Source organism: Streptomyces sp. NPDC085524, assembly GCF_044541755.1.
Lineage (GTDB): Bacteria > Actinomycetota > Actinomycetes > Streptomycetales > Streptomycetaceae > Streptomyces.
Window position 1 is genome coordinate 1 of the sequence record NZ_JBITTH010000016.1, and the last position, 24,128, is coordinate 24,128.

The following is a 24,128-nucleotide window of genomic DNA, read 5'->3' on the forward strand; positions in this document are numbered from 1 at the left end:
ACAGCGTCGCACCGATCAGCCGGACGGGGGGCGGAATCGTCTCGGAGACGTAGGCGACGGAGCGGCTGCCCGCGCCGTCGAACATCCACGGCTGGTAGGGGAACCGCCGGGGCGAGGCGTGCCGCGTTCCCCGGGGCCGGCCGCGCCCCCGTGAGCCGGGGCTCCGACCCCGCCGCCCCGCACACGGCTGTCACCGCCGTCCCCCGGAAGGAACCGGTCTCATGAGCACCGCCACCCTGCCCGCCGCACCCGCGCAGACCGGGGCCGCGCTCGCGCTGGAGGACGTACGGCTCGGCCACCCGGACGGCGTCGCCCTGCCGGGCACCGTCACACTGCGGATCGCCCCCCGGGGAGCTGCTGGCCGTGGTCGGGCCCTCCGGCTGCGGGAAGTCCACGCTGCTGCGCACCCTCGCCGGCCTGCTGCCCCCGCTGGACGGGGAGGTCACCCAGGACGGCGAACCGCTCGCCGGGCCCGCCGCCGACCGGGCGCTGGTCTTCCAGCACGACGCGCTGCTGCCCTGGCGCACCGTCCGCGCGAACGTGGAACTGCCGCTCGCGATCCGCCGGGTCCCCCGGGCCGAGCGGCGGCGGTCCGCGGACGACTGGCTGGAGCGGGTCGGTCTGGCCGGGCACGCCGGAAAGCTGCCGCACCAGCTGTCGGGCGGGCAGCGGCAGCGCGTCCAGCTGGCCCGCGCGCTGGCCGGCCGGCCCCGCGCCCTCCTCATGGACGAACCCTTCGGCGCGCTCGACGCGCACACCCGCGCCGGGATGCAGGACCTGCTGGTGGACATCCTGCGGGGCACGGGCGCGACCGTCGTCTTCGTCACCCACGACGTGGACGAGGCCCTCCACCTCGGCGACCGGATCGCCCTGCTCGGCTCCGGCCAGGTGCTGGACGCACCGCATCCGCGCGAACGCGCCGCGCAGCACGCCCCGGACTCGGCCGAACTGCGCCGCCGCATCCTCGACACCCTCTGAAAGGCACCTCCCGTGGAGACCCTGGTGGACACTCCCCTTCGCGTTCCCGCACTCGCCGATGCGACCGAACTCTCCTGCGACGTCCTCGTCATCGGCGGCGGGACCGCCGGCACCATGGCCGCACTGACCGCGGCCGGACGCGGTGCGCGGGTGCTGCTGCTGGAGAAGGCGCACGTACGGCACTCCGGCGCGCTCGCCATGGGCATGGACGGGGTCAACAACGCGGTGATCCCGGGCCGGGCCGAACCCGACGACTACGTCGCCGAGATCACCCGTGCCAACGACGGCGTCGTCGACCAGTCCACGGTCCGGCAGACGGCGACCCGCGGTTTCGCGATGGTGCGGCGCCTGGAGTCGTACGGCGTGAAGTTCGAGAAGGACGAGCACGGCGACTACGCGGTCCGCCAGGTGCACCGGTCCGGTTCGTACGTGCTGCCGATGCCGGAGGGCAAGGACGTCAAGAAGGTGCTCTACCGGCAGCTGAGGCGGCGCGAGATGCGGGAGCGGATCCGCATCGAGAACCGGGTCATGCCGGTGCGGGTGCTCACCCACCCGGAGGACGGCCGGGCCATCGGCGCCGCCGGGTTCAACACCCGCACCGGGGAGTTCGTGATCGTCCGGGCGGGCGCGGTGATCCTGGCCACCGGGCCGTGCGGGCGGCTGGGACTCCCGGCCTCCGGCTATCTGTACGGGACGTACGAGAACCCGACGAACGCGGGTGACGGCTACTCCATGGCCTACCACGCGGGGGCCGCGCTCACCGGGATCGAGTGCTTCCAGATCAACCCGCTGATCAAGGACTACAACGGGCCGGCGTGCGCGTACGTCGCCAACCCGTTCGGCGGCTACCAGGTGAACCGGCACGGCGAGCGGTTCGTGGAGTCGGACTACTGGTCGGGGCAGATGATGGCCGAGTTCGCCGCCGAACTCGCCTCCGACCGGGCCCCTGTGTACCTCAAGCTCAGCCACCTGCCCGAGGAGACCGTCGCCGCCGTCGAATCGATCCTGCACACCACGGAGCGGCCGACCCGCGGCACGTTCCACGCGGGCCGCGGCCACGACTACCGCACCCACGACATCGAGATGCACATCTCGGAGATCGGACTGTGCGGCGGCCACTCCGCCTCGGGCGTACGGGTGGACGCGCACGCCCGCACGACCGTGCCGCGGCTGTACGCCGCCGGGGACCTGGCCTGCGTACCGCACAACTACATGATCGGCGCGTTCGTCTACGGAGACCTGGCCGGGGAGGACGCGGCGCGCTACCGGGCGTACGAGGGCGAGCTGCCCGGCGACCAGCTGGCCGCGGCCCACGAGCTCGTCTACCGGCCGCTGCGCAATCCGGACGGGCCGCCGCAGCCGCAGGTGGAGTACAAGCTGCGGCGGTTCGTCAACGACTACGTGGCGCCGCCCAAGTCGGGTGCGAAGCTGTCCCTCGCCGTGGAGGCGTTCACGCGGATGTCGCAGGAGATCGCCGGGATGGGGGCCCGTACGGCGCACGAACTGATGCGGTGCGCCGAGGTCGGCTTCATCCGGGACTGCGCGGAGATGGCCGCCCGGGCCTCGCTGGCCCGCACCGAGTCCCGGTGGGGCCTGTACCACGAACGCCTCGACCATCCGGAACGCGACGACACGGGCTGGCTGCACCACCTCGACCTGCGCAAGTCGACCACCGGCGCCATGGAGTTCACGGCGCGGCCGGTGGAGCCGTACGTGGTTCCGGTGCCCGGGTTCGAGCCGACGGCGGGTCCGGAGCGGCTGCTGGGCGAGGTCGCGCTGGTGCCGGTGGCCACGGCCGGCCCGAGGGATGCCGCCCCTGCGGCGCGGCCCGCCGGGGACGGCCCCGCCGCACTCCGGGAAGAGGAGTCCCCGGCCGCGGACTCCGCCGCCCCGAGCCCCGCCCTGCTGCGCCTGCTCTCCCTCGCCGAGGAGTCACCCGACCTGGACGCCTTCCGTCCCTACCTGGAGGACGCCGACCCCGGGGTGCGGGCGGCGGCCGTGGCCGCCCTCGGCGAGACCGTTCCGGCCGGCGCCGGGCCCGCGCTGGCCGACCGCCTGCGGGACGACGCGCCCCGGGTCCGCGCCGCCTCGGCGGCGGCGCTGCGCGAGCTCGTCGAGGTCCTCCCGGCCGAGCCGGGGCTGGGGGCCGGGCTGCGGGCGGCACTGGCCGTCGCCGACCCGGTGGTCCGGGCGGCCGCGCTCGATGTGCTGCGCACCCTGCGGCTGGGCGGTGCCGGGGTGTACGCCTCCGCGCTCTCGGACACCGACATCGAGGTCCGTACCACCGCTGTCCGCGCCCTGGTCTCGGTGGACGCGGTGGCGGAGCTGGCGGTGGCGGCCGGCGACCCGGCCCGTGAGGTCCGGGTCGCGGTGGCACGCGGGCTCTCGGCCGTGCACGCCCCCGCCCCGGAGCCGCTCGACGCGCTGCTGGACGACGCGGACCCACTGGTGCGGGGCGCCGCGCTGCGGGCGCTGGCCGCGACCGGGTGCCCGCCCCCGTACGCCGTACGGGCCTCGGCGGCGCTGCAGCACCCCGCGTGGCAGGTCCGGGCCGGTGCGGCGGCCGCCCTCCGGTCGGCGGCGCCCTCCGGGGCGGTTCCCGCTCTCGCCGGGGCCCTGGCCGACCCGAACGCGGACGTCCGCAAGGCCGCGGTGCTCTCGCTCCTCGCCCACGGCGCCGTTCCCGAGGCCCGTACCGCCCTCGCCACGGCCACCGCCGACCCCGACGCCGATGTCCGCGCCTACGCGTCCCGCGCGCCCTCCTGACCAGGGCTCTCGTCGGCGGCAGCCGCCTGGACTGCGGCTACCGCCGCACGGAACTACGCTGATCGGGTGACCGGCTGCACCGGAGGCCATGGCGGTGACCGATGCCATCCGGAGGCGGCCAGAGGGAGGTGATGCCCGATGTCCGCACCTCGGGCACCCCGGGCAGCCGCGGCCCGCCGGAAGGCCGCCACCACTGTCTGCTTGCTGATCTTCGCCGGTACGGCCGCGGGCGCGGGCGCCGCCCGGGCCGATGACAACGGCATCGCCGACCAGAGCGCCCAGGCCATCGCGGACGCCGCGCGCAAGGCCATGTCCGGGGCCACCTCGATGCGCATGGCGGCGAAGGTGACCGAGACGTCGGGCACGACCTCCCTGGACCTCCAGTTCGACGAGAGCGGCAACTGCGTCGGCACGGTCACCCCGCCCGGCAAGGTGGGATCGGCCGAGATCATCAAAAGCGGCAAGGACGTGTGGCTGAAGCTCGACGACGCCCTTCTGCGGTCCCAGGTGCCCGCCGCTGCGGCCGATGACGCGATCGCGCTCATCAACGGCCGCTATCTGCACGGGACCACGAACAGCCTCCTGCTGCGCGACTTCGCCGACTTCTGCGACCTGGACTTCTTCAGGAGGGAACTCTCCTCGAAGCCGGTGGACGAACAGCTGACCAAGGGTCCGCGGACCACCGTCGACGGGCAGCCGGCCATCACGGTCACGAGCAGGCAGGGCGGCCGGACGGGCGTCTACCAGGTCTCCACCGAGGACGAGCCGTACCTCCTGCACATCCGGGGCACCGACGCCTCCGGCGAGAAGCTCGACGCCTCCTTCTCCGATTTCAACGAGACGGTTCCGGCCAAGGCTCCCGCACCGTCCGACTCGGTCGACCTGTCTCAGCTCCAGTAGCCCGCAACCCGGTCCGGGATGCGGGATGTTGCGCTCCGCATGCCGTCGAATGCAAGGGGCACTGATCGGCCACGCGCGGCCTTCTGATAATTCTTCAAGACATGAACATGATCACCCGTCGGCACGCCCTGGCCATCGCTGCCGGCACAGTCACCGCTGCCGGTCTGACCAGCGCCTGCGACTCCTCGGCCAAGGGGGGCACATCGGCCAACGGCGCGTCCGGCGCCCCGGGCCCCTCCGGCAAGCCCCTCGCCATGCCCACCGGCACCATCGACGAGACCTTCGAAGGCCGCCGCATCCAGATCAGCTTCGACGGGGGCGGGGGCGGCCACCACTCCCCCGGCCTGCCCACGATCAAGATCGACGGCAAAGAGCTGCACCTGATGCGCAACGCCGACAACACGTGGGTCACCCTCGTCAACCACTACGAGACGTTCCCCGACCCCATCTCGGCCGCGCGAGCGGCCGTCCGCGAACTCCAAGGTGCCGGTCTGGTCGCCTTCGCTCCGAAGAAGGCAGGACCGATCAAGTGACCGTCCGCAAGAGCGCGTCCACCCTGACCGCAGAAGAGAAGCGCGCCTTCACCAACGCGGTGCTGGAACTGAAGCGCAACGGCATCTACGACCAGTTCGTCGAGGTCCACAACTGGTTCCTCTCGGAGGACAACGACTTCGGCGACCGGGTCGCCCACCGGGGCCCTTCCTTCCTGCCCTGGCACCGCCGCTTCCTGCTCGACTTCGAACTGCACCTGCAGCGGGTGGACCCGAAGGTCACCCTCCCCTACTGGGACTGGACCGTGGACCGCTCCCCCACGTCCTCGCTGTGGGCCGCGGACTTCATGGGCGGCCTCACCCGGGCCCGTGACGGGCAGGTCCTCGACGGTCCCTTCGCCGCCTCGGGGGGCAAGTGGCCCATCACCGTGGGGGTGGACAACCGCCAGTACCTGCGGCGCAACCTCGGCGCGGGCACGCCCCAGCTGCCGACCAAGGCCGAGGTCAACTCCGTGCTCTCCATGCCCGAGTACGACGTGGCGCCCTTCAACAGCGCCTCGAACGGCTTCCGCAACAACCTCGAGGGCTGGCGCGGGATCAACATCCACAACCGGGTCCACATGTGGGTGGGCGGCCAGATGACCAGCGCGGCCTCCCCCAACGACCCGGTGTTCTGGCTGCACCACGCCTTCATCGACATGCTGTGGGCGGAGTGGCAGGTCCGGAACCCGAAGTCGGCGTACGTGCCGGCCACTCCGACGGCCAACGTCGTCGACCTGCACGGCGTCATGAGCCCGTGGACCGACGTGACGCCGGCCGACATGCTCGACCACCGCAAGTTCTACACCTTCGACACCGAGGGCAAGCGGTAGGAAACGGCTTCACCGGACAGGGCGCCCGCACGCGCCCGGTCCGGTGAACCGTTCCCCCTACCGGCGGCTGATCAGACCGCCGGTGGTACCACCGGCTGCGACTGGGTGCCGCAGTGGATGCCGCCGCCGCCGCGCGCGATCTCGTCGATGTTCAGCTGGACGACGTTCCGGCCGGGGTAGGCGGCCTGCAGGATGGCGTAGGCCACGCCGTCGGCGTAGGTGTCGCCGAACTGGGGGGCGATGACCGCGCCGTTGACGGTGTAGTAGTTGGTGTAGCTGGACAGGAACTCCGGCTCGTCCTTCACACGGATGTTCTTGCGGTCCGGGCCGGGGAGTTCGGTGATGGCCAGCGGGCGCCCCTTGGCATCGGTGGCGCTCTGCAGGGCCCGCTTGGTCTCCTCGTAGACCGCGACCCACTTGGCGTCGGTCCGGGGGCCGGGCTTGTCCAGCATGACCTGGCCGGGCGCGATGAAGCGGGCGAGGCAGTCGATGTGGCAGTCGGTGATGTCCTGGCCGGCGATGCCCGGTACCCAGATCACCTTCTCGATGCCGAGCGAGGACTTCAGGTCCTGCTCGACCTGGTCCTGGCTCTTGCCGGGGTTGCGGTTGGGGTTGACCAGCGAACTGACCGTGGCCAGCAGCGTCCCCTCGCCGTCGGTCTCCAGCGAACCGCCCTCGCCCACGAAGGACGCCTGGATGCGGCTGACGCCGTAGTCGTACAGCAGCGTCGCGGCGGCCGCGGCGTCGTTGGCGAAGGGCTGGGCGTACTTCGTACCGGCCTTGCCCCAGCCGTTGAAGTTGGTGTCCACGCCCGCGACCGCACCGGGCGCGACGACGAAGGTGGGGCCGAAGTCGCGGATCCACAGGTCGTCGTTGGGGATCTCGACGACCGTGATGCCGTAGTAGGCACCGGCCCCGCACTCGTACCGGGCGTCGGCGGCCTGTCCGGGCCGGGCCAGCATCACGACCGGCTCGTACCGCGAGATCGCGTCCGCGACGGTCGCAATGTGCCTGCGCACCCCTCCGAGCCGCGTCGACCAGACCGAGGAGAGCGCCGGCCAGGCCATGAACGTACGGACGTGGCGACCGGCCTCGTCGGGCATCCGCAGCGTGGCGGAGCCGCCGGGGGCCGTGGCGGCCCGGGCGACCGAGGGAAGAGCGGAACCGAGGGCCGCGAGCGGCAGCGCGGCCGCGCCGAACTGGAGCAACCTGCGTCGGGACGTGCCTTGCGTGTCCATGGGACTCCTCAAAAAGAAATGAGAGAGAGGCAGGGGATGCACTTCGCATCCTGACGTGAACTGAAAATTCAGTCAATACAACTGGAACAATGGACTCCGGATTTTGCGGCCGGAGTGACGGTGGGCAGAGGTGGGACCGACCGCGGTTCGGCCGCCCCTGCCCACCCGGAGATGCCCGGAGCGTGCGGCAGCCGTTACGGGACCGGCTGCTGCTGGGTGACGCAGTGGATGCCGCCGCCGCCGGCGCCCAGGTAGTCGGTGTTCAGCTGGACGACGGTCCGGCCCGGGAAGAGCCGGACGAGTGCGGACTTCGCCGCGGTGTCGGCGGAGGTGTCGCCGAACTGGGAGGAGATCACCGCCCCGTTGCAGACGTAGTAGTTGGCGTAGGCCGCGACGAAGTTCGGGTCGGCCGAGCGGATCTTGTAGTAGTCCGGTCCCTGGAGCGTGGTGACGGCCATGGGCGTACCGGTCGCCGTCGTGGACGCGGACAGGATCTGGTACTGCTGGCGCGCGTCCTTGGCGTAGGCGTCGGTGTCCGTCGCCAGCGGCATCTGGACCACCGCACGGCCCGGCGCGAGGAACCGGGACGTGGCGTCGACGTGGTCGTCGGTGATGTCCTGGCCGACCACCCCGTCGAACCAGATGACCTTGGACGCGCCGTACGCCGAGCACATCGCGGACTCGATCTGCGCCTGCGACATCCCGGGGTTCCGGTTGCGGTTGATGATGCTGCTCCGCGTCGCCATGAGGGTGCCGGCGCCGTCCTGCTCGATGGCCCCGCCCTCACCCACCAGGTCGGCGTAGGTGATCGGGACGCCCGCATAGGCGGCGATCTTCCCTGCCACCAGGGAGTCCTTGGCGTGCGTCTGCCGGTTGCCCCAGCCGTTGAAGTTCAGGCCAACGGCGTCCAGGCCTCCCGCGCCGTTCGTCCGGAAGACGGGTCCGGTGTCGCGCATCCAGCAGTCGTCGACCGGGATGGACGTGATCACCGTGACCGTCGACCCGCACATCGAGCGCGCCGTGGCGGCGCTCGCGGGGTTGGCACACATGATCACCGGCTCGTACTTCGCGATCGTCTTGGCGATCAGTGCGATGTTGCCCTGGACGCCACTGAGCTTGCTCCGCCAGATCGAGGTGCTGTCCGGCCAGGCCATCCAGGTGCGGGTGTGGCGTACGTCCTCGGCGGGGACCGCGAAGGCGCCCGCCGATGCGGCCGGGCCGATGCGGGACGCCGCCCGCGCCGCCCCTTCGGACGCCCCCAGTGCGGCGCCGGCCGCGGCGAGTGCCGCCGCCGTCAGGAACCCGCGTCGACCGAGGGCTCCGCCGCCCGGCGGCCTCCCTGCTACGTGCTCGTTCATTCACGCCTCCTGCGTCAACTCCCCACGGGATCCCCGCGGTTGGCCGGAAAGCTATTCCTGACCGAGCGCTCGGTCAATATTCTTGGCAGTATTTCTCGCAGCCGCCCGGCCCCTTGGCGAGGGCGATCTTGCGGGGTGCGGGGAAACGCCCAGGTGGCGCTCCGTCACTCGTTAGAGTTGCGCCATGGCAGCGCCTCCGAAGCAGTCCCAGACCCCCGTGTCCGTACCCGTCAGGGCGGGACGGCCCCGCGTCTCGGCCAAGGGGGAACAGACGCGTACACGGCTGATCGCAGCCGCGCGGACGCTGCTGGCCGGCGAGATGAGCGCGCGTTTCACGACGCGCAACGTGGCTGCCCTGTGCGGGGTTTCGCACGGCATGTGCCACTACCACTTCGAGGACCGGACGGACCTCATCCTGGCGGTGATCGACGACATCCGGCCGGAGTGGATCTCCCCGATGGAGGAGGCCGTGGACGCCCCGGGCACCTTCGCGGAGCGCGCGGAACGGGTCGTCCAGATGCTGACCCGGGGCGAGAGCCCGGACCTGTCCCACCTCCATTCCGCGCTGCACTGGCACGCACTGAACGACGAGCGGGTACGGCTGAGCCTGGAGGCGGAGTACCGGAGCTGGCGGGCCTGTTTCGTCCGCCTCTTCCAGGTGCTGGCGGACGAACGCGGCGGCATCGACCCGCGCCCCCTCGGCGAGGCGGTGGCCGCCGCCGTGGACGGACTGGCCGCCATCCAGTCCCTCGACGCCGAGGTCGACGCCGAGTCCGTCTTCCGTACGCTGATCCTCACGCTCGCCGCGGGGGCCTGAGGCGGCCGCTCCGCCCCCGGTCACCTCAGGGCGCGCCGCGCCGCCGCGATCCGGTCCGGGTCCCAGCCCGGCCGGGGAACCGACTCCAGGAGCAGCCGCGTGTAGGGGTGCGCCGGGGCCGCGAGCACCTCGGCGGTGGATCCCGATTCGACGATCGCGCCCTTGCGCATGACGATCACGTCGTCCGTGACGCAGCGGACCACGCCCAGGTCGTGCGTGATGAACAGGTAGCCGATCGCCGTCTGTTCCCGGATGTCGGCCAGCAGGTTGAGGATCTGCGCCTGTACGGACACGTCGAGGGCCGCGACGGCCTCGTCGAGGACGAGGACCGCCGGTTCCACGGCCAGTGCGCGGGCGATGGCGACGCGCTGGCGCTGCCCGCCGGAGAGCTGGCGGGGCAGGGCGTCGGCGGCGCGGGTTCCCAGCCCGACCTGGTCCAGCAGTTCACGGATGCGCGCCGCGTGGTCCCGGCCGGGGAAGTGCAGGCGCAGGGTTTCGCGCAGCACCGCCTCGACGCTGGTGCGCGGGTCCAGGGAGAGGTACGGGTCCTGGAAGACCATCTGCACCTCGCGGGCGCGGGCCAGGCGCTGTGCCCGGCCGCGTCCGGCAGCGGTGCGGTCGCGGCCGTGTACCAGGACCTCGCCGGCGTCGGCCCGCTCCAGGCCCACGACGATCCGGGCCGTGGTGGTCTTGCCGGATCCGGATTCACCCACGATGCCGAGGGAGCCGCCGGCCGGGAGGGTGAACGACACGTCGTCCACGGCCCGTACGTCTCCGTAGGTGCGGTGCAGGCCCACGACTTCCAGCACGTTGTCAGGCATCGACGGCGCTCCCTTCGAGCCGGTCGCTGTGGTGGCACGCCGCCTGGTGTCCGGGGGTTCCGGGTGCGGGCAGCGGCTGGGGGGCCTGGGTGTCGCAGACCTCCGTCGCGAGGGGGCACCGGGCGGCGAAGGGGCAGCCGTGCAGTGCCTGGCGCAGGTCCGGGGGCTGGCCGTCGATGGCGGTGAGCCTGCCGCGCGGTGCCTCCAGACGGGGCGTGGAGGCGAGCAGGGCCGCCGTGTAGGGGTGGCGGGGCCGCGCGAAGAGGACCTCCGCGGGGCCGGTCTCGACGATGCGCCCCGCGTACATGACGCAGACGCGGTCGCTGATGGCCGCGGCGAGGTCCAGGTCGTGGGTGACGAAGAGCAGGCCGGTGCCGAAGCGTTCGCGCAGTGCGGCCAGCAGGGAGATGACCTCGGCCTGGGTGGTGACGTCGAGGGCGGTGGTGGGCTCGTCGGCGAGCAGGAGGGCGGGGTCGCCCATCAGGGCCGCTGCGATCATGACGCGTTGCAGCATGCCGCCGGAGACCTGGCTCGGGTACTTCTTCAGGGCCGAGCGGTCCAGGCCGACCGCCTCGATGAGCTCGGCGGCGCGGGCGTCCGCGTCCGCCTGGCTCATGGCCTTGGTCAGCCGCACGCTCTCGGTGAGGAAGTCCCCGATGCGGCGCAGCGGGTTGATGGCGGCGCGGGGGTCCTGGAAGATCATGGCCACCGTGCCGGTGCGCAGGTCCCGCAGCCGGCCGTCGTCCATGGTGAGCACGTCCTGGCCGCCGACGCGGACGGTGCCCTCGACCGTGGCGCCCGGCGGCAGCAGCCGCAGGGCGCTGCGGGAGGTGAGGCTCTTCCCGGAGCCGGATTCGCCGACGAGGGCGACGGTCTCCCCGGCGCCGACGGTGAGGTCGACGCCGTCGAGGACGGGGCGGGCGGTGCCGGGCAGGCTGAGCCGGAGCCCCCGGATCTCGAGGGTGTACTGCGGCTTGATCGGGTCCGTCGGGTTGATTGGGGTCATCGGTCTCTCCTGGCGACGCGGTCGGCCCAGCGTTCTCCGACCACGTTGAAGGCGACCACGGTCAGCACGATGACGGCGCAGGGCAGGACCGCCGAGAGCGGGTAGCCGAGCTGGATCGCGGTCTGGCCGTCGAAGACCATGCGGCCCCAGTCGGGGGTGAGGGCGGGCACGCCGAGTCCGAGGAAGGACAGTGCCGCGAGGTCCATGAGGGCGTATCCGAAGTTGATCGTGGACTGGGCGAGCACGACGGGGGCGATGTTCGGCAGGACGTGGCGCAGGCAGATCTGCAGTGCGGAGTGCCCCTGCACCTGGTAGGCGCTGACGTAGGGGCGCTCGCGTTCGGCCAGCACCAGGGAGCGGGTGAGGCGGCTGACGTAGGGCAGGTAGGCGACGGCGAGCGCGATGACCGGTGCGGTCAGCCCTTCGCCGTAGACCGAGATGATCAGGATGGCCAGCAGCATGCCGGGGAAGGCGAAGACCAGCTCCGTGCTGCGGGAGAGGAGCGAGTCGAGCCAGCCGCCCTTCCAGGCCGCGGCCATGCCGACGGCGACGCCGGCGACGGTGGAGAAGGCGACCACGCCGAGGGGGCCCAGCAGGGAGGTGCGGGCGCCGAGGAGCAGGCGGGAGAGGGTGTCGCGGCCGGCCGCGTCCACCCCGAGCGGATGCGCGGCGGAGGGGGCGGCGAGCGCGTTGCCCAGGTCGATGACGTTGGGGTCGTACGGCACCACCCAGGAGGCGACCAGTGCCGCCACCACGACGAGGGCGACGAAGCCCAGGCAGACCAGGTACAGCGGTGACCCGGTCACCCGGATCCGGGACAGGCCGGGCCTGCGGGTCAGGACGGCGGTCATGCGGAGGACCTCCTCGATCCGAGGGTGATCCGCGGGTCGACCAGCGGCAGTATCAGGTCGACGATGAGGTTCACGATCATGAACAGGGCGACGATGATCAGGGAGATGGCCTGGACGGTGGGGAAGTCCTTGGTCGTGGTGGACAGTTCGAGGAGCTGGCCGATCCCGCCGATGCTGAAGGCGGTCTCCACGAGGATCGTGCAGACCAGCAGGGTGGAGACGATGAGTCCGCCGGTGGTGAGCACGGTGCCCAGCGCGTTGCGGAACACGTGGCGGCGGATGACCTGGTGTTCGGGGACGCCCCGGCTGCGGGCCACGGTGACGTGTTCGCTGTCGAGGGCTTCGAGCATGGCGGAGCGGGTGACCCGGGCGAGCATGCCGATCAGGTACAGCGCGAGCGCGAGGGCCGGGAGGGTCAGGTGCCAGATCATGTCGCCGAAGCCGTCGCCCGCTCCGCTGCTGGGGAACCAGCCGAGCTTGACGGCGAACAGGCCCTGGAGCATCACGGCCGCGACGAACGAGGGGGTGCCCACGGCGAACGTGGTGGTCACGAGGATGGCGGAGTCGGTGGCGCCGCCCTTGACCGAGCCGATCCAGCCGAGCAGCAGTCCGGCGACCACGACGGCCACCAGGGCCATCGCGACCAGCATCAGGGTGCTGGGCAGCCGGTCGGACAGGAGCCGGGAGACATCGGTGCGGTAGGTGATGGACCGCCCGAAGTCCCCCTGTACGACGTCACCGAGCCAGCGGCCGTACCGGACGAGGAACGGGTCGTTCAGGTGGTACTGGGCGTTGATCGCCTCGAGGGCCTCCGGGGAGGCCGAGCGGCCCGCGAGCAGGAAGCTCGCCGGGCTGCCCGGGGCCAGGTACATGGCGCCGAAGACCACGAACGAGGCGGCGAGCAGGGTGGCCGCCATCTCCCCCAGCCGTCGCGCCGCGAATCTCAGGAAGTTCACTGGGCGGCACCCACATCGGCGGCCCACGGGTAGTACATGTAGGAGATCGTCGTCGGGGCGCCGGTGATCCGCTTGTTCTGGAAGAGGGCGGTGGGCCACTCGGCGACGGGGATCCACAGGAGCTGCTCGGAGGCCTGCTTCTGGAGCTTGGCCTCGATCTCCAGGCGCTGTCCCGGCTCGTAGGTGCCGACGGCCTGGTCGACGAGCGCGTCGTACTGCTTGTCGCTGTAGCCGGCGAAGTTCATGTAGGCGCCGGTCTTGAAGTTCGTCAGCAGGTCGAGCGGGTCGGTGATCGAGTCGTAGTAGGTGAGCGGGAACATGTCTATGCCCTCGCGCGCCGCGGGATCGGTGAACAGCGCGGTGAACGCGTTCGGTGCGATCGTCTTGAGCTGGATGTCCAGGCCGATCTGGGTGCCGGCCGCCTGGACGGCGGTGGCCAGGAGGGAGACGTCCTGGCCGATGGAGCTGGTGGCCACGGTCAGGGTCTTGCCCGTGGCTCCGGCTTCCTTGATCAGCGCCTTGGCCTGCTCGATGTCGCGGTCGGGGCGCGGCAGGCTGTCGAGGGCGGTCTTCAGGGTGCTCTCGGGGGCCGCGGCCCAGGCGGCGCGGGTGGTGAGGGAGTGGGTGACGGTTCCGGCGCCGCCGAGACCGGCCTTGACGAACCCGGCCCGGTCCAGGGCGAGGGACAGGGCGCGGCGTACGCGGACGTCGCCCAGCGGGCCCTGCATGTTGGTGATGTTGACGTTGACCGTGCTCAGGCCCTCGCCGAAGTACAGCTTGCCGACGCCGCTGTCGCGCAGCCGGGCATAGCTCTCGGTGGGGATCAGGTATCCGCCGTCGGCCTCGCCGCTGAGCATGGCGTTGGTGCGGGCGGAGGGGTCGGTCAGGACCCGGAAGACGGCCTTCTTGGACTTGGCCTTGGTGCCCCAGTAGCCGTCGAACCGGTCCAGCTCGATCGACTGGCCCTTGTTCCACGTGCCGAGCTTGAAGGGTCCGGTGCAGGCGAGGCTGCCGGTGGTGCCGTAGTCCTTGCCCGCCGCCTCGATCCCGGCCTTGGACGCGACGACGCCGGCGGCGGTCGCCATGTACTGGGGGAACTGGGAGTCGGGCTTCTTCAGCTTGACGGTGACCTGGAGCGGGCCGGTCTTGGTCACGGAGTCGACGTTCTGGAAGTTCTGGGCCCAGGCCGCCGCGTTGTCCGGATCCATCTGCCGGCCCAGGCTGTAGACCACGTCGTCCGCGCTCATCACACCGCCGTCGTGGAAGCGCACGTTCGGGCGGAGGTCGTAGACCCAGGTGGTGGGGTCGGTGTTCGTCGCCTTCTGGGCCAGCCCGGGCTCGAGGGTGAGTCCCGGCGTCCACCGCATGAGGCTCTCGCAGACGTTCGAGAGGATCGTGTTCTGCGGGTAGTCGAACGCCACCGTGTAGTCGAGCGTGGGCGGCTCGGCGTACACGGCCCAGGTGAAGGAGTCGATCTCGCCCTTCGCCGTGGGCGTGGTCTTCGAGAGGGTGACCTCGCTGATGGGGGCCCCTCCGCTCTTGGGCGGGCCGGAGCAGGCCGCGACCAGGGCGAAGGACGCCAGGACCGCCGTCGTGGCGGCGAGCCGGCCGAGCGGGCCGTCGGTGCGTCTGGCGCTGCGGGGCTGGGGTGTGGTCATCGTCGCGCTCTCTTTCCGTACGTGAGGCGGGTGGCTGACGGGCCGCGGGGCCGGCCCGTCAGGAGCGGTCGGTCTGCGGTGGTCAGCCGTCGGCGCGCACCGAGGGGATCTGCTGCGTGATGCAGTGGACCCCGCCGCCGCCGAAGGCGATCGCGAGCGCCCGTACCCCGACGACCTTGCGGCCGGGGTGGGCCGACGCGATCACGGCGAGGGCCTCCTCGTCCTGGGGCAGGCCCGCCACCGGGACGACGACGCCGTCGTTGGCCACGTAGTAGTTCAGGTAGGACACCTCGATCTCGCCGCCGGCCAGGTCGGCGAAGGCCGACTGGGTGACCTCGACGATCTCCAGGCTGCGGCCGTGGGCGTCGGTGCTGGCCTCCAGCACCGCGCGGTTCGCGCGCATCCGGGCGTAGTCGGGGTGCGCGGGATCGGCGGGCAGGGAGATGACGACCTTGCCGGGGGCCGCGAAGGCGCAGACGCCGTCGACGTGGCCGTTGGTCTCCGTGTCGAGGAGACCGCCGTACGGAAGCCAGACGACCTTGACGACGCCGAGGCGGGATTTCAGTTCGGCTTCGATCTCGTCCCGGTTCATGCCGGGGTTGCGGTTGGGGTGGAGCAGGCACTGCTCCGTGGTGATCAGGGTGCCCTCGCCGTCGACCGTGATCGCGCCGCCCTCGAGGATCATGTCGGAGTGGATGCGCTCGACCCCGAGGTGCTCCAGCAGCAGTCCGCTGATCCGGTCGTCGGAGTCCCACGGGTGGTGCTTCTCGCCCCAGGCGTTGAAGCGGAAGTCCACGCCGGCGCGGCGGCCGTCCCCGTCGAGCACGAACAGCGGTGCGGAGTCGCGGAACCAGGAGTCGTCCAGCGGCATCTCCACGACGGTGACGTCCGGCCCGCAGCAGGCGCGGGCGTCGTCGCCGTAGCCGGGCGGGGCGACCATCGTCACCGGCTCGAACTCGGAGATGGCACGGGCGACGTTCGCGTACTCCTCCTTGACGTCGTCCAGAACGCTGCCCCAGAGGTCCGTGCGGGTGGGCCATGCCATCAGGCACCCGTCGTGGGCGGACCACTCGGCAGGCATACGGAAGGCAGTCATCACGTGTCTCTCTTCTATCTCGCCAGAAGTACCGGTCAGCGGCAGTCGGTGTGGCGCCGGGCCAATTCGAGCCAGAGGCTGGTACGCGGTGGTTGGAATCTTCCTCTCGACTGAAAATTCAGTCAAGAGCCTGGACGGCACATCCAACAGGATTCTGAAATTCCTGTCAGGTCTTTGTCCAGGACAGCAGTCGTTCGGTCAGAGGAAGTAGAGGCGGCTCAGGGGGACCTCCTGGGCCGGTTCCGAGCGCAGGGGCGTCCCGTCGAGGGTGACCAGCCCGCTGCGGGGGTCCACCTGGACCTCTCCCAGGCGGGCGTTGTCGACCATGTCCGCGGGGCCGATGCCCCGCGTGCCCCGTACGGCGACCCGCCGGCGGCGGGTCTTCATCGCGTCGTACGGACTGCGCGGGGACCCCGCCTCGGCCGCGGCACGGCTGACGAAGGCCACCGACAGGTCCGCCGGCGCCGCTCCGTGGCCTCCGAACAGCGGGCCGAGCACGAGGGGCTCGCAGCAGTCCGTGGCCGCGTTGGGGTCGCCGGTGACCCCGTACGCCGGGAAGCCCGCCTTGAGCACCATCTGCGGCTTGGCCCCGAAGAAGGGCGGGCGCCACAGCACGATGTCGGCGAGCTTGCCGACCTCGATGGAGCCGACCTCGTGGGCCAGACCGTGGGCGATGGCCGGGTTGATCGTGAGTTTCGCGATGTACCGGAGCACGCGGGCGTTGTCGTCGCCCTCGCCGTCGCCCTCCAGGGGACCCAGTTCGCCCTTCATCTTCGCCGCCATGGCGAAGGTGCGCCGGACGGTCTCTCCGGCCCGTCCCATGCCCTGGGCGTCGGAGGAGGTGATGGCGATCGCGCCCAGGTCGTGCAGCACGCCTTCGGCGCCCATGGTGCCCGCGCGGATCCGGTCGCGGGCCATGGCCGCGTCGCCGGGCAGGTCCGGCTTCAGGGCGTGGACCGAGACGATCATGCCGTAGTGCTCGTCGATGGCGTCCCGGCCGAAGGGCAGGGTGGGATTGGTGGAGGAGCCGATGACGTTCGGCACGCCCGCCATCTTGAGCACGTTCGGGACGTGCCCGCCGCCGCAGCCCTCGATGTGGAAGGCGTGGATCGTCCGGCCCTCCAGCACCCGCAGGGTGTCCTCCACCGCGAGGCATTCGTTCAGGCCGTCGCTGTGCAGGGCGACCTGTACGTCGTGCTCCTCGGCCACCCGCAGCGCGGTGTCCAGGGCCCGGGTGTGGGCGCCCATGTCCTCGTGGACCTTGAAGCCGCAGGCACCGCCCTCGGCCAGCGCCTCGACCATCGGCGCCTCGTCGGAGGAGGAGCCGCGCGCCAGGAAGCCGATGTTGACGGGCCAGGCGTCGAAGGCGCCGAACCCGCGCTTCAGCGCCCACGGGGAGTTGACCCCGACCCCCCAGGTCGGCCCGATCTCCTGGCCGATGATCGTCGTGACGCCCGAGGCGAGCGAGGCCTCCATGATCCGCGGCGAGAGGAGGTGGACGTGGGTGTCCACCGCTCCGGCCGTCGCGATCAGGCCCTCGCCGGAGACCATCGTGGTCCCCGTGCCGACCACGACGTCGACGCCGTCGAGGGTGTCGGGGTTGCCGGCCCGGCCGATCGCGTGGATCCGGCCCTCGCGGATGCCGATCGAGACCTTGCGGATGCCGAGGACCGCGTCGATCACCAGCACGTTGGTGATGACCATGTCGCAGGTCCCGCGGACCGTGGCGGCCTTCAGGTGCATGCCGTCACGGGCGGTCTTGCCGAAGCCGGCCAGGAACTCGTCCCCGGGCTTCTGCGCGTCCGACTCCACGCGCACCACGAGTCCCGAGTCGCCGAGTCGTACCCGGTCGCCGGCACGGGGGCCGTGCACGGTGGCGTATTCCTGCGGGTCGATGTGCCTGCTGCCGGGGGCGCAGTGGTCGCTGTGGCGGGTCTGGCGGCTCATGCCCGGGTTCCTTCCTGAACGGTGGCGTCGCCGCCCGGGGCCTGGTCGGCACCCCGCACGGCAGCCGGTGCGCCGTCGGCGGGCTCCCGAGCCGCGCCCAGGTACCCGCATGCCGCGGCCCTGCTCAGTGCCAGCTCCTTGGCTCCGGGCGCGTCCAGGGGGCCGTCCACCAGCCCCGCGAAGCCGATCGCGATGCGGTCGCCGCCGATCGGCAGCAGTTCGACCTCCGCGGACCCGCCGGGATCGAAGCGGGTGGAGGATCCCGCCGGGACGGCCAGCCGCATGCCGTAGGCGGCGGCGCGGTCGAAGTCGAGGCGGGGGTTGGCCTCGAAGAAGTGGAAGTGGGAGGTGACGCTCACCGGCACCGCGGCGGTGTTGCGCACCGTGAGGACCGTCGTGGGCCTGGGCCCTTCCACGGTGTCCGAGGCCGGTATGACGGCGCCGGGGGCGGCGGCGTCCCAGGGCACGTCCCCGAACGGGGAGCCGATCACGGCCAGGCGCGTGCCGTCGTCGAAGACGGCCTCGACCATGATCTCGGTGACCACGTCGACGACGCCGGGCAGGACGTCGTCCGGGCCCAGCACGCTGCGGCCGCGGGCGATCGCGTCGGCGAGGCGCAGCCCGTCGCGGGCGGCCTCGCAGACCGTGTCCGCGATGAGTGCGGTCGCTTCGGGGACGTTCAGACGAAGCCCCCGGGCACGACGGGACCGGGCGAGCTCGGCAGCGGTGAACAGCAGGAGCCGGTCACGCTCGGTGGGGGTCAGCGCCATGGGTTCATTCCTTCCTCCGGAAGGTGGGCAGGGGGGCCGCGGCCGCGGGATCGTCACGGGGCCGGGGCGACGGGGAGCGCACTGCGGCCCGGCGGCTCCACGGCCGCGGCTCGCATCGGGTGCGATGCTGTCACTGACTGAAAAATCAGTCAATACAGGAGGCGTGCGGAAGGCAACGCGTTCGGATCACGACGCGTCAGGGCGTACGGGCGCACGTGGCGGCGGCCCCGGCCCCTTCGGGGGCGGGGCGGGGGGCTACTTCTGGCGCAGCCGGGCCAGCTCGACGTCGATGGCGCCTTCCATCAGCGCACGCGCGTGCCCGATCTGGAGTCCGCCGCTGAGCCAGCGCATGCTCAGGCCCTCCAGGAGGGCGGTGAGCCGCTCACCGGCCGCGGCCAGTGCCGCCGCCGGGGCCATCGGCTCCACCTGGCCCAGCAGGGCGGCCACCTCCTGGACCCACACCAGGGTCGCCCTGGCCAGGTCCTCGCGCAGCACCTCGTCGAAGACGGCGCTCGCCCGCAGCTCGCCCCAGGCGGTGCTGTTCTCCCGGACCTCCGCGGTGTCCTGGAGTTCCAGGAGGAGGGTCTCCGTGAGTTCCTCGCGGGGCCCGAGCGGTTCGGCGTCCTCGCCGCGTTCGGTGGTGTAGCGCTCGGCCCGGTCGTTGATGAACTCCAGCGTCGAGCGCAGGAGACCGGTGCGGTCCTTGAAGTGGTAGTAGAGCAGCGAGGTGGACACGCCCGCTTCCGCGGCGACTTCCTCCACGCGCAGGCCTCGGACGCCGCTCCTGGCAATCACCCGGGCGGCCGCTTCGAGAATGGATGTGCGTCGGGCCATGCGCCGAACCTTACCCGGATGATCGTGACCGCGGGGAGCGGGTCCGCCCGTCGGCCGTCACCCCGTTCTGCGGTGGTGGCTCACCGCCACCGTGACGGGTCCGCCGCCCGGTGCGGCCGAGACCAGGCGCACGACGGCGATCTCCTTCTGGTCGGCGCTGCGGATGCAGAACGGGCGCCCGCCGCTCAGGGCGGTGAACGCGATCGTGGTCACCGGCCCCGTCTCGACCCCTCGTACGCAGTCGGCGGGGCTCAGCTCGTTCCCGGCCGCGATGAAGGCGTCGCTGTCCTCGGGGGCGACGAACTCGGTCTGGGTGCGGGCCAGGTACCAGGCGGCGCTCTCCGCCGGGACCACCTTCCCCGTCCTGAGGTCGAATTCGTAGCCGGCGTCCGGCGACGTCAGCTCGGCATCGGCGTAGCCGGCCTTGAAGCCGGCCGACGACGACGCCGAGGGGGACGGGCCGGCCGGCCGGGAGACGGGCGGCGAGGTGCGGCTCGCGGAGGCGGAGGGCGATTCGGCCTCCGCCTCCTCCGGGGCGTCGAGGTAGTAGGCCGCGGCGCCGACGAGCACCAGTGCGGTGGCCGCCGCGAGGGCGGTGGCCGGCAGTCGGCGCCCGCGCCGGCGGGCACGGCGGGCGGCGGGCGGATCGGGCCGGACGCCGGTCGCGGGGTGCGCGGACGGGGCCGCGGGGGCGGCGAGCGTCTGCTGGTGGTGGGTGGGGGTGGGGACCGGGGCGGGGCCGGGCGCGGGCTGCTGGACGCGCCCCGATATCTCGCTGCTGACCTGGTGCGGGAGCCAGCCGTCGGTGAACTCCAGGCGGTGGCCGACCGCGGGGTGGGCCTGCACGGCCGAGATCAGCTCGTCCGGTGCGGGCCGGTCGCCGGGCTGCTTGGCCAGACACCACGACAGGAGGTCGCGCAGGTCGTAGGGCACCCGGTCGAGGTCCGGCTGCTCGTGGACCACCTTGTACAGGGCGGCCGACTCCGCGCCGGCTCCGAACGGGGGCACTCCCCCGGCCACGAACGCCGCCAGCGACCCGAGCGCGAAGACGTCGCTCGCCGGGGTGACCGGCAGGCCCATCGCCTGCTCCGGCGCCATGAACGCGGCAGTGCCGATCCGCAGTCCGACACCGGTCAGCGCGGTGGCGTCGGCCGCGCGCGCGATCCCGAAGTCGATCACGCGCGGACCGTCCTCGGCGATCAGCACGTTGGCGGGCTTGAGGTCCCGGTGGACCACCCCGGCCCGGTGGATCGCCTGGAGCGCCTCGGCGATCCCCGCCACGAGCAGCAGCACCGTGCGGACCGGCAGCGGACCGTGCCGCTGCACCACCTCGTGCAGCGACGGGCCGGGCACGTAGGCGGTGGCCAGCCACGGGGTGGGGGCGTCCACCCCCGAATCGACCACCTGGGCGGTGAACAGCCCGTGGATGCGCCGGGCGCTGGCGACCTCCTGGGCGAACCGCTGGCGGAATTCGGGGTCGCCGGCGAAGTCCGCACGCACCGCCTTCAGCGCGATCGGGCGGCCCCCCGGGGTGTAGGCCAGGTACACCACCCCCATGCCGCCGGAACCGAGCCGGGCGTGGAGGCGGTAGCCGCCGATCTCGTGGGGGTCGTCGGCGGACAGGGCCTTGTGGGCGTGTTGCACACCGGGAAGCTGAGCGGACATGCGGTGGCTCTTTCGGCGATATGTACGAAGCGCAGGACGCGGCCCGCCCCGGCGCCTCCACGGTCACGAGCGGCACCGTGCAGGGCAGAGCCGACTGCCCCCGCATCGTGCCGCTAACTAAAGATTCAGTCAATGTGAGACGATGGCGGCCGAGACGGTGAGGAGGGGATCAGGCAGTGACGGACCGCAGAACGGCAATCTTGGAAGCGGCCGCCCGGCTCATAGCCCGGCGGGGGGTCCGCGGGCTGCGGGTGGAGGAACTGGCGGCCGAAGCCGGGGTGTCCACGGCGCTCGTCTACTACCACTTCAAGGACCGGGCCGGCATACTCCGCCGCACCCTGGAGTTCATCAACGACCGCGCGGAACGATACACGGGCAGCCTCGACGACACGGACCCGTTCCCGGAGGATCCGCGCGAGGCCCTGGAGCAGTCCCTCCTGCTCGAGTTCCAGGACGAGGCCGCGGTACGCGAGAACAGCACGGCCTGGGGCGAACTGCGCGCCAGCGCGATCTTCGAGCCCGATCTGCGGGAGGACCTGGCCAAGGCCGGCCTGAGCTGGGTCCAGGAGGTCGCCTATCTGCTTGCGTGCGCGCTGCCGCTGACACCGGCCCCCGCGCTCACGTCCTCGGCGGAACGGCTGACGGCACTGCTGGAAGGGCTCAGCATGCGCTGGCTCAGCGGCGTGCTGCAGGTGTCGCACGCCCGCGAGCTGATGCTCGACGCCGTCGAAGTGGAACTGGGCCACCTGCGCCGGCTGGGCGGGGACTGACCGCACCGTCCGCCCCGCACTCCCCCATCCGCGCACCGCGCACCCAAGGATTTGACTGAAATTTCAGTCAGTGTCAGAGTGTCGTTCCGGCGGCTCGCCCGCCCTGGCGGACCGACCCCACGTACGGTGAAGCTGACGCGCCGTGCTCCAAGCAGGCCCCGATCGTCGCCCCTGCGCCACGCGTCCCCGCGATGCCCGGCATCCACGGCTAGCTTCATCCCGCCAGTTCACGATCGGAGTCAACCGTGTCCGCGTTCTCAGCATCCCGCCGTGCGGTCCTCCGCACGTTCGCCGGCCTCGGCGCGTTCGCCCTCGGCGCCGCGGCGTGCGGCCCCGGCGAAACCGGACGGCCCGGCACCCAGGCCACCCCTTCCGGCCAGGCCCCCGCGCCGACCGGCCCCCGGCACCTGGGCGCCGAGTGGGAGAGCCACACGCGCACCTTCATGTCCTGGCCCGCCCTGGCCTCCGTATGGGAGCAGGACCTGCCGTACGTACGGGAGGACATCGCCCGGGTGGCGCGCGCGATCGCGCAGTACGAGTACGTGGTGATGATGGCCAGGCCCGACCAGCAGGCCGCGGCCCAGAAGGCGTGCGGCTCCGGCGTCGAGGTCATCCCCGTGGAGGTCGACGACCTGTGGGCCCGTGACACCGTCCCCGTCTTCATCGAGGACGGCGGCAAGCCGGCCGGCGTCGACTTCAACTTCAACGGCTGGGGCAACAAGCAGGAGCACACGAACGACGCCCAGGTCGGCCGCAAGCTGCTCGAGAAGTACAAGATCCCGCGCATCCAGGCGCCGCTGGTCGCCGAAGGGGGCTCCTTCGAGACGGACGGCGAGGGCACCCTCCTGATCACGGAGAGCTCGATCGTCAACGACAACCGCAACCCCGGCAAGAGCCGGGACCGGATCGAGGCGGAACTCAAGCAGACCCTCGGCGTCCAGAAGGTGATCTGGCTGGCCGGCGTGCGCGGCGAGGACATCACCGACGCGCACGTCGACAGCCTCGTGCGCTTCGCGGCCCCGGGCGTCGTCCTCCTGGACAAGGCCTTCCCGGGCACGCCCCCCGATTCCTGGTCCCGCTCCTCCGACCAGGCGAGGTCCGTCCTCTCCAAGGCGACCGACGCCCGCGGGCGACGCCTGCAGATCGTCGACCTGCCGCAGCCCGACCTGGACAGGATCACGGGCCACGGCGACGACTTCGTGTCGACGTACGCCAACTTCTACGTCGCCAACGGCTCGGTGTTCATGCCCCGCTTCGGCGACGCGAAGGCCGACGACCGGGCGCGGGGGATCCTCCAGGAGCACTTCCCCAAGCGGGACATCGTGCCGGTCAGGATCGACACCATCGCCTCGGGCGGCGGCGGCATCCACTGCTCCACCCACGAACAGCCGGGCAAGCCCGCCGACTAGGGCGTCCCTTCGAGGACACGGCTCCCGACACCGCCGCCCGCCCCGGTCCGCCGACGCGCGGGCGGCGGTGTCCGGTGCCAGGCTGGGGTCGTACTCGATCCCGAAAGGCACGCGCCATGATCACCACCGACTTCGTCCCCGGCTCCCCCTGCTGGCTCGACCTGGGTGCTCCCGACGTCCGTGCCACCGCCGCGTTCTACGGCGCCGTACTCGGCTGGGAGTACGAGCCCATGGGCGGGGGCGAGGGAGAGGGCGGGGACATGGAAGGCGGGATGTTCCGGAAGGACGGCAAGCTGGTCGCAGGCCTCGGCAAGCTCACCGAGGAGGGTGCGCGCTCGGCCTGGATGATCTACTTCAGCGTCTCCGACGCGGACGCCACGACCCGGCTCGTCGAGCGCGCGGGCGGGAAGGTGCGGGTGGCGCCGCGGGACCTCGGCGAGTGGGGCCGGATGGCGCAGTACGACGACCCGTCGGGGGGTCAGTTCGCCGTGTGGCAGCCGGGGAAGGACAGCGGCGTCCAACTGGTCGACGAACCGGGCTCGCTGTCCTGGACGGAGCTGTACACGAGCGACGCCGCGGCCGCGCGGGAGTTCTACGGCGGTGTCTTCGGCTGGCGGTTCAGCGACATGGAGCTGCCGGGCGGCGGAGGCACGTACACCCTCATCACCCCCGCCGGACTCCCCGAGGAGCGCATGCAGGGCGGCCTGATGCAGCTTCCCGCGGAACACCTCTCCCTGGCGGGCGGACGGCCGTACTGGCACCCGGTCTTCAACGTCACCGACTGCGACGCCGCGGTCACCGGGAACGGCGGCAGCGTGCAGATGGGTCCGGACGACGCCGAGGGCGTCGGCCGGCTGGCCGTCTGCCTCGACCCGTCGAACGCCGACTTCGTGGTGCTCACCCCCAGCCCGAGCTAGTGCTGTTG

At 72.0% G+C, this 24,128-nt stretch carries 20 protein-coding genes and 1 pseudogene; 9 read left to right on the top strand and 12 right to left on the bottom strand.

The features are described 5' to 3' along the window. Positions 1-221: 221 nt before the first annotated feature. From ACIGFK_RS24010 to ACIGFK_RS24030, 5 genes and pseudogenes are all read left to right on the top strand, one after another. Positions 222-978 (top strand): annotated as a pseudogene (locus ACIGFK_RS24010) (ABC transporter ATP-binding protein). Positions 979-1,002: 24 nt separating this feature from the next. Further along, a complete protein-coding gene (locus ACIGFK_RS24015) occupies positions 1,003-3,744 on the top strand; it encodes a fumarate reductase/succinate dehydrogenase flavoprotein subunit (protein ID WP_400053517.1) in 2,742 nt (913 codons plus the stop codon). A gap of 138 nt (positions 3,745-3,882) precedes the next feature. Beyond that, positions 3,883-4,644, top strand: a complete 762-nt coding sequence (locus tag ACIGFK_RS24020) for a hypothetical protein (RefSeq protein WP_376658268.1) — start codon at positions 3,883-3,885, stop codon at positions 4,642-4,644. Between the two features lie 101 nt (positions 4,645-4,745). Further along, positions 4,746-5,177, top strand: coding sequence for a tyrosinase family oxidase copper chaperone (locus tag ACIGFK_RS24025; RefSeq protein ID WP_376658269.1), 432 nt, complete (start codon positions 4,746-4,748; stop codon positions 5,175-5,177). Then, positions 5,174-6,007: a tyrosinase family protein gene (locus ACIGFK_RS24030; protein ID WP_376658270.1), complete on the top strand. Its 834-nt coding sequence runs from the start codon at positions 5,174-5,176 to the stop codon at positions 6,005-6,007. The genes ACIGFK_RS24025 and ACIGFK_RS24030 overlap by 4 nt, the downstream gene beginning before the upstream one ends. 71 nt (positions 6,008-6,078) lie before the next feature. Here the strand turns inward: ACIGFK_RS24030 and ACIGFK_RS24035 are convergent, their stop codons facing one another. Further along, positions 6,079-7,245: an agmatine deiminase family protein gene (locus ACIGFK_RS24035; RefSeq protein WP_400053519.1), complete on the bottom strand. Its 1,167-nt coding sequence runs from the start codon at positions 7,243-7,245 to the stop codon at positions 6,079-6,081. Positions 7,246-7,439: 194 nt separating this feature from the next. Beyond that, entirely contained in the window at positions 7,440-8,603 is a 1,164-nt protein-coding gene (locus ACIGFK_RS24040; protein ID WP_400053521.1) for an agmatine/peptidylarginine deiminase, read from the bottom strand. A 184-nt stretch (positions 8,604-8,787) separates the two neighbouring features. Between ACIGFK_RS24040 and ACIGFK_RS24045 the strand changes: the two genes are divergently transcribed. Continuing rightward, complete coding sequence (locus tag ACIGFK_RS24045) at positions 8,788-9,420, top strand: TetR/AcrR family transcriptional regulator (protein WP_400053523.1); 633 nt, start codon at positions 8,788-8,790, stop codon at positions 9,418-9,420. Between the two features lie 20 nt (positions 9,421-9,440). On the opposite strand, the gene ACIGFK_RS24050 is transcribed toward ACIGFK_RS24045, so the two are convergent. From ACIGFK_RS24050 to ACIGFK_RS24095, 10 genes are all read right to left on the bottom strand, one after another. Next, positions 9,441-10,241, bottom strand: coding sequence for an ABC transporter ATP-binding protein (locus ACIGFK_RS24050; RefSeq protein ID WP_386470405.1), 801 nt, complete (start codon positions 10,239-10,241; stop codon positions 9,441-9,443). After that, on the bottom strand, positions 10,234-11,247 hold the full coding sequence (locus ACIGFK_RS24055) for an ABC transporter ATP-binding protein (RefSeq protein WP_386470402.1): 1,014 nt from the start codon (positions 11,245-11,247) through the stop codon (positions 10,234-10,236). The genes ACIGFK_RS24050 and ACIGFK_RS24055 overlap by 8 nt, the downstream gene beginning before the upstream one ends. Then, positions 11,244-12,098, bottom strand: coding sequence for an ABC transporter permease (locus tag ACIGFK_RS24060; protein ID WP_376658276.1), 855 nt, complete (start codon positions 12,096-12,098; stop codon positions 11,244-11,246). Before ACIGFK_RS24060 ends, ACIGFK_RS24055 begins: the two co-directional genes overlap by 4 nt. After that, on the bottom strand, positions 12,095-13,054 hold the full coding sequence (locus ACIGFK_RS24065) for an ABC transporter permease (RefSeq protein ID WP_386470398.1): 960 nt from the start codon (positions 13,052-13,054) through the stop codon (positions 12,095-12,097). The genes ACIGFK_RS24060 and ACIGFK_RS24065 overlap by 4 nt, the downstream gene beginning before the upstream one ends. Further along, positions 13,051-14,712 (bottom strand): ABC transporter substrate-binding protein, encoded by a 1,662-nt coding sequence (locus ACIGFK_RS24070; RefSeq protein WP_386470395.1) that lies wholly within the window; start codon positions 14,710-14,712, stop codon positions 13,051-13,053. The genes ACIGFK_RS24065 and ACIGFK_RS24070 overlap by 4 nt, the downstream gene beginning before the upstream one ends. An 82-nt stretch (positions 14,713-14,794) precedes the next feature. Further along, positions 14,795-15,808 (bottom strand): agmatine/peptidylarginine deiminase, encoded by a 1,014-nt coding sequence (locus tag ACIGFK_RS24075; protein WP_400053526.1) that lies wholly within the window; start codon positions 15,806-15,808, stop codon positions 14,795-14,797. A gap of 198 nt (positions 15,809-16,006) precedes the next feature. Next, positions 16,007-17,755 carry an urease subunit alpha gene (locus tag ACIGFK_RS24080; RefSeq protein WP_400053528.1) on the bottom strand — a complete coding sequence of 583 codons (1,749 nt, stop codon included), beginning with the start codon at positions 17,753-17,755 and terminating at the stop codon, positions 16,007-16,009. Beyond that, positions 17,752-18,525 (bottom strand): urease subunit gamma, encoded by a 774-nt coding sequence (gene ureA, locus ACIGFK_RS24085; protein ID WP_400053530.1) that lies wholly within the window; start codon positions 18,523-18,525, stop codon positions 17,752-17,754. The genes ACIGFK_RS24080 and ureA overlap by 4 nt, the downstream gene beginning before the upstream one ends. A 255-nt stretch (positions 18,526-18,780) precedes the next feature. Beyond that, positions 18,781-19,359, bottom strand: coding sequence for a TetR/AcrR family transcriptional regulator (locus ACIGFK_RS24090; protein ID WP_386470385.1), 579 nt, complete (start codon positions 19,357-19,359; stop codon positions 18,781-18,783). A gap of 57 nt (positions 19,360-19,416) precedes the next feature. After that, a complete protein-coding gene (locus tag ACIGFK_RS24095) occupies positions 19,417-21,024 on the bottom strand; it encodes a serine/threonine-protein kinase (protein WP_400053532.1) in 1,608 nt (535 codons plus the stop codon). Positions 21,025-21,200: 176 nt separating this feature from the next. Between ACIGFK_RS24095 and ACIGFK_RS24100 the strand changes: the two genes are divergently transcribed. From ACIGFK_RS24100 to ACIGFK_RS24110, 3 genes are all read left to right on the top strand, one after another. Further along, entirely contained in the window at positions 21,201-21,794 is a 594-nt protein-coding gene (locus tag ACIGFK_RS24100) for a TetR/AcrR family transcriptional regulator (RefSeq protein ID WP_376658284.1), read from the top strand. A 245-nt stretch (positions 21,795-22,039) separates the two neighbouring features. Further along, positions 22,040-23,203: an agmatine deiminase family protein gene (locus ACIGFK_RS24105; protein WP_386470380.1), complete on the top strand. Its 1,164-nt coding sequence runs from the start codon at positions 22,040-22,042 to the stop codon at positions 23,201-23,203. A 116-nt stretch (positions 23,204-23,319) separates the two neighbouring features. Then, positions 23,320-24,120, top strand: coding sequence for a VOC family protein (locus ACIGFK_RS24110; protein WP_400053535.1), 801 nt, complete (start codon positions 23,320-23,322; stop codon positions 24,118-24,120). Positions 24,121-24,128 lie beyond the last annotated feature (8 nt).

Bases quoted from the DNA above. Each gene is read 5' to 3' on its own strand.
- ACIGFK_RS24055 (WP_386470402.1), bottom strand. From the start codon at position 11,247: ATGACCCCAATCAACCCGACGGACCCGATCAAGCCGCAGTACACCCTC.
- ureA (WP_400053530.1), bottom strand. From the start codon at position 18,525: ATGGCGCTGACCCCCACCGAGCGTGACCGGCTCCTGCTGTTCACCGCT.
- ACIGFK_RS24095 (WP_400053532.1), bottom strand. From the start codon at position 21,024: ATGTCCGCTCAGCTTCCCGGTGTGCAACACGCCCACAAGGCCCTGTCC.
- ACIGFK_RS24090 (WP_386470385.1), bottom strand. From the start codon at position 19,359: ATGGCCCGACGCACATCCATTCTCGAAGCGGCCGCCCGGGTGATTGCC.
- ACIGFK_RS24070 (WP_386470395.1), bottom strand. From the start codon at position 14,712: ATGACCACACCCCAGCCCCGCAGCGCCAGACGCACCGACGGCCCGCTC.
- ACIGFK_RS24035 (WP_400053519.1), bottom strand. From the start codon at position 7,245: ATGGACACGCAAGGCACGTCCCGACGCAGGTTGCTCCAGTTCGGCGCG.
- ACIGFK_RS24025 (WP_376658269.1), top strand. From the start codon at position 4,746: ATGAACATGATCACCCGTCGGCACGCCCTGGCCATCGCTGCCGGCACA.
- ACIGFK_RS24080 (WP_400053528.1), bottom strand. From the start codon at position 17,755: ATGAGCCGCCAGACCCGCCACAGCGACCACTGCGCCCCCGGCAGCAGG.
- ACIGFK_RS24060 (WP_376658276.1), bottom strand. From the start codon at position 12,098: ATGACCGCCGTCCTGACCCGCAGGCCCGGCCTGTCCCGGATCCGGGTG.
- ACIGFK_RS24020 (WP_376658268.1), top strand. From the start codon at position 3,883: ATGTCCGCACCTCGGGCACCCCGGGCAGCCGCGGCCCGCCGGAAGGCC.
- ACIGFK_RS24045 (WP_400053523.1), top strand. From the start codon at position 8,788: ATGGCAGCGCCTCCGAAGCAGTCCCAGACCCCCGTGTCCGTACCCGTC.
- ACIGFK_RS24075 (WP_400053526.1), bottom strand. From the start codon at position 15,808: ATGACTGCCTTCCGTATGCCTGCCGAGTGGTCCGCCCACGACGGGTGC.
- ACIGFK_RS24050 (WP_386470405.1), bottom strand. From the start codon at position 10,241: ATGCCTGACAACGTGCTGGAAGTCGTGGGCCTGCACCGCACCTACGGA.
- ACIGFK_RS24110 (WP_400053535.1), top strand. From the start codon at position 23,320: ATGATCACCACCGACTTCGTCCCCGGCTCCCCCTGCTGGCTCGACCTG.
- ACIGFK_RS24040 (WP_400053521.1), bottom strand. From the start codon at position 8,603: ATGAACGAGCACGTAGCAGGGAGGCCGCCGGGCGGCGGAGCCCTCGGT.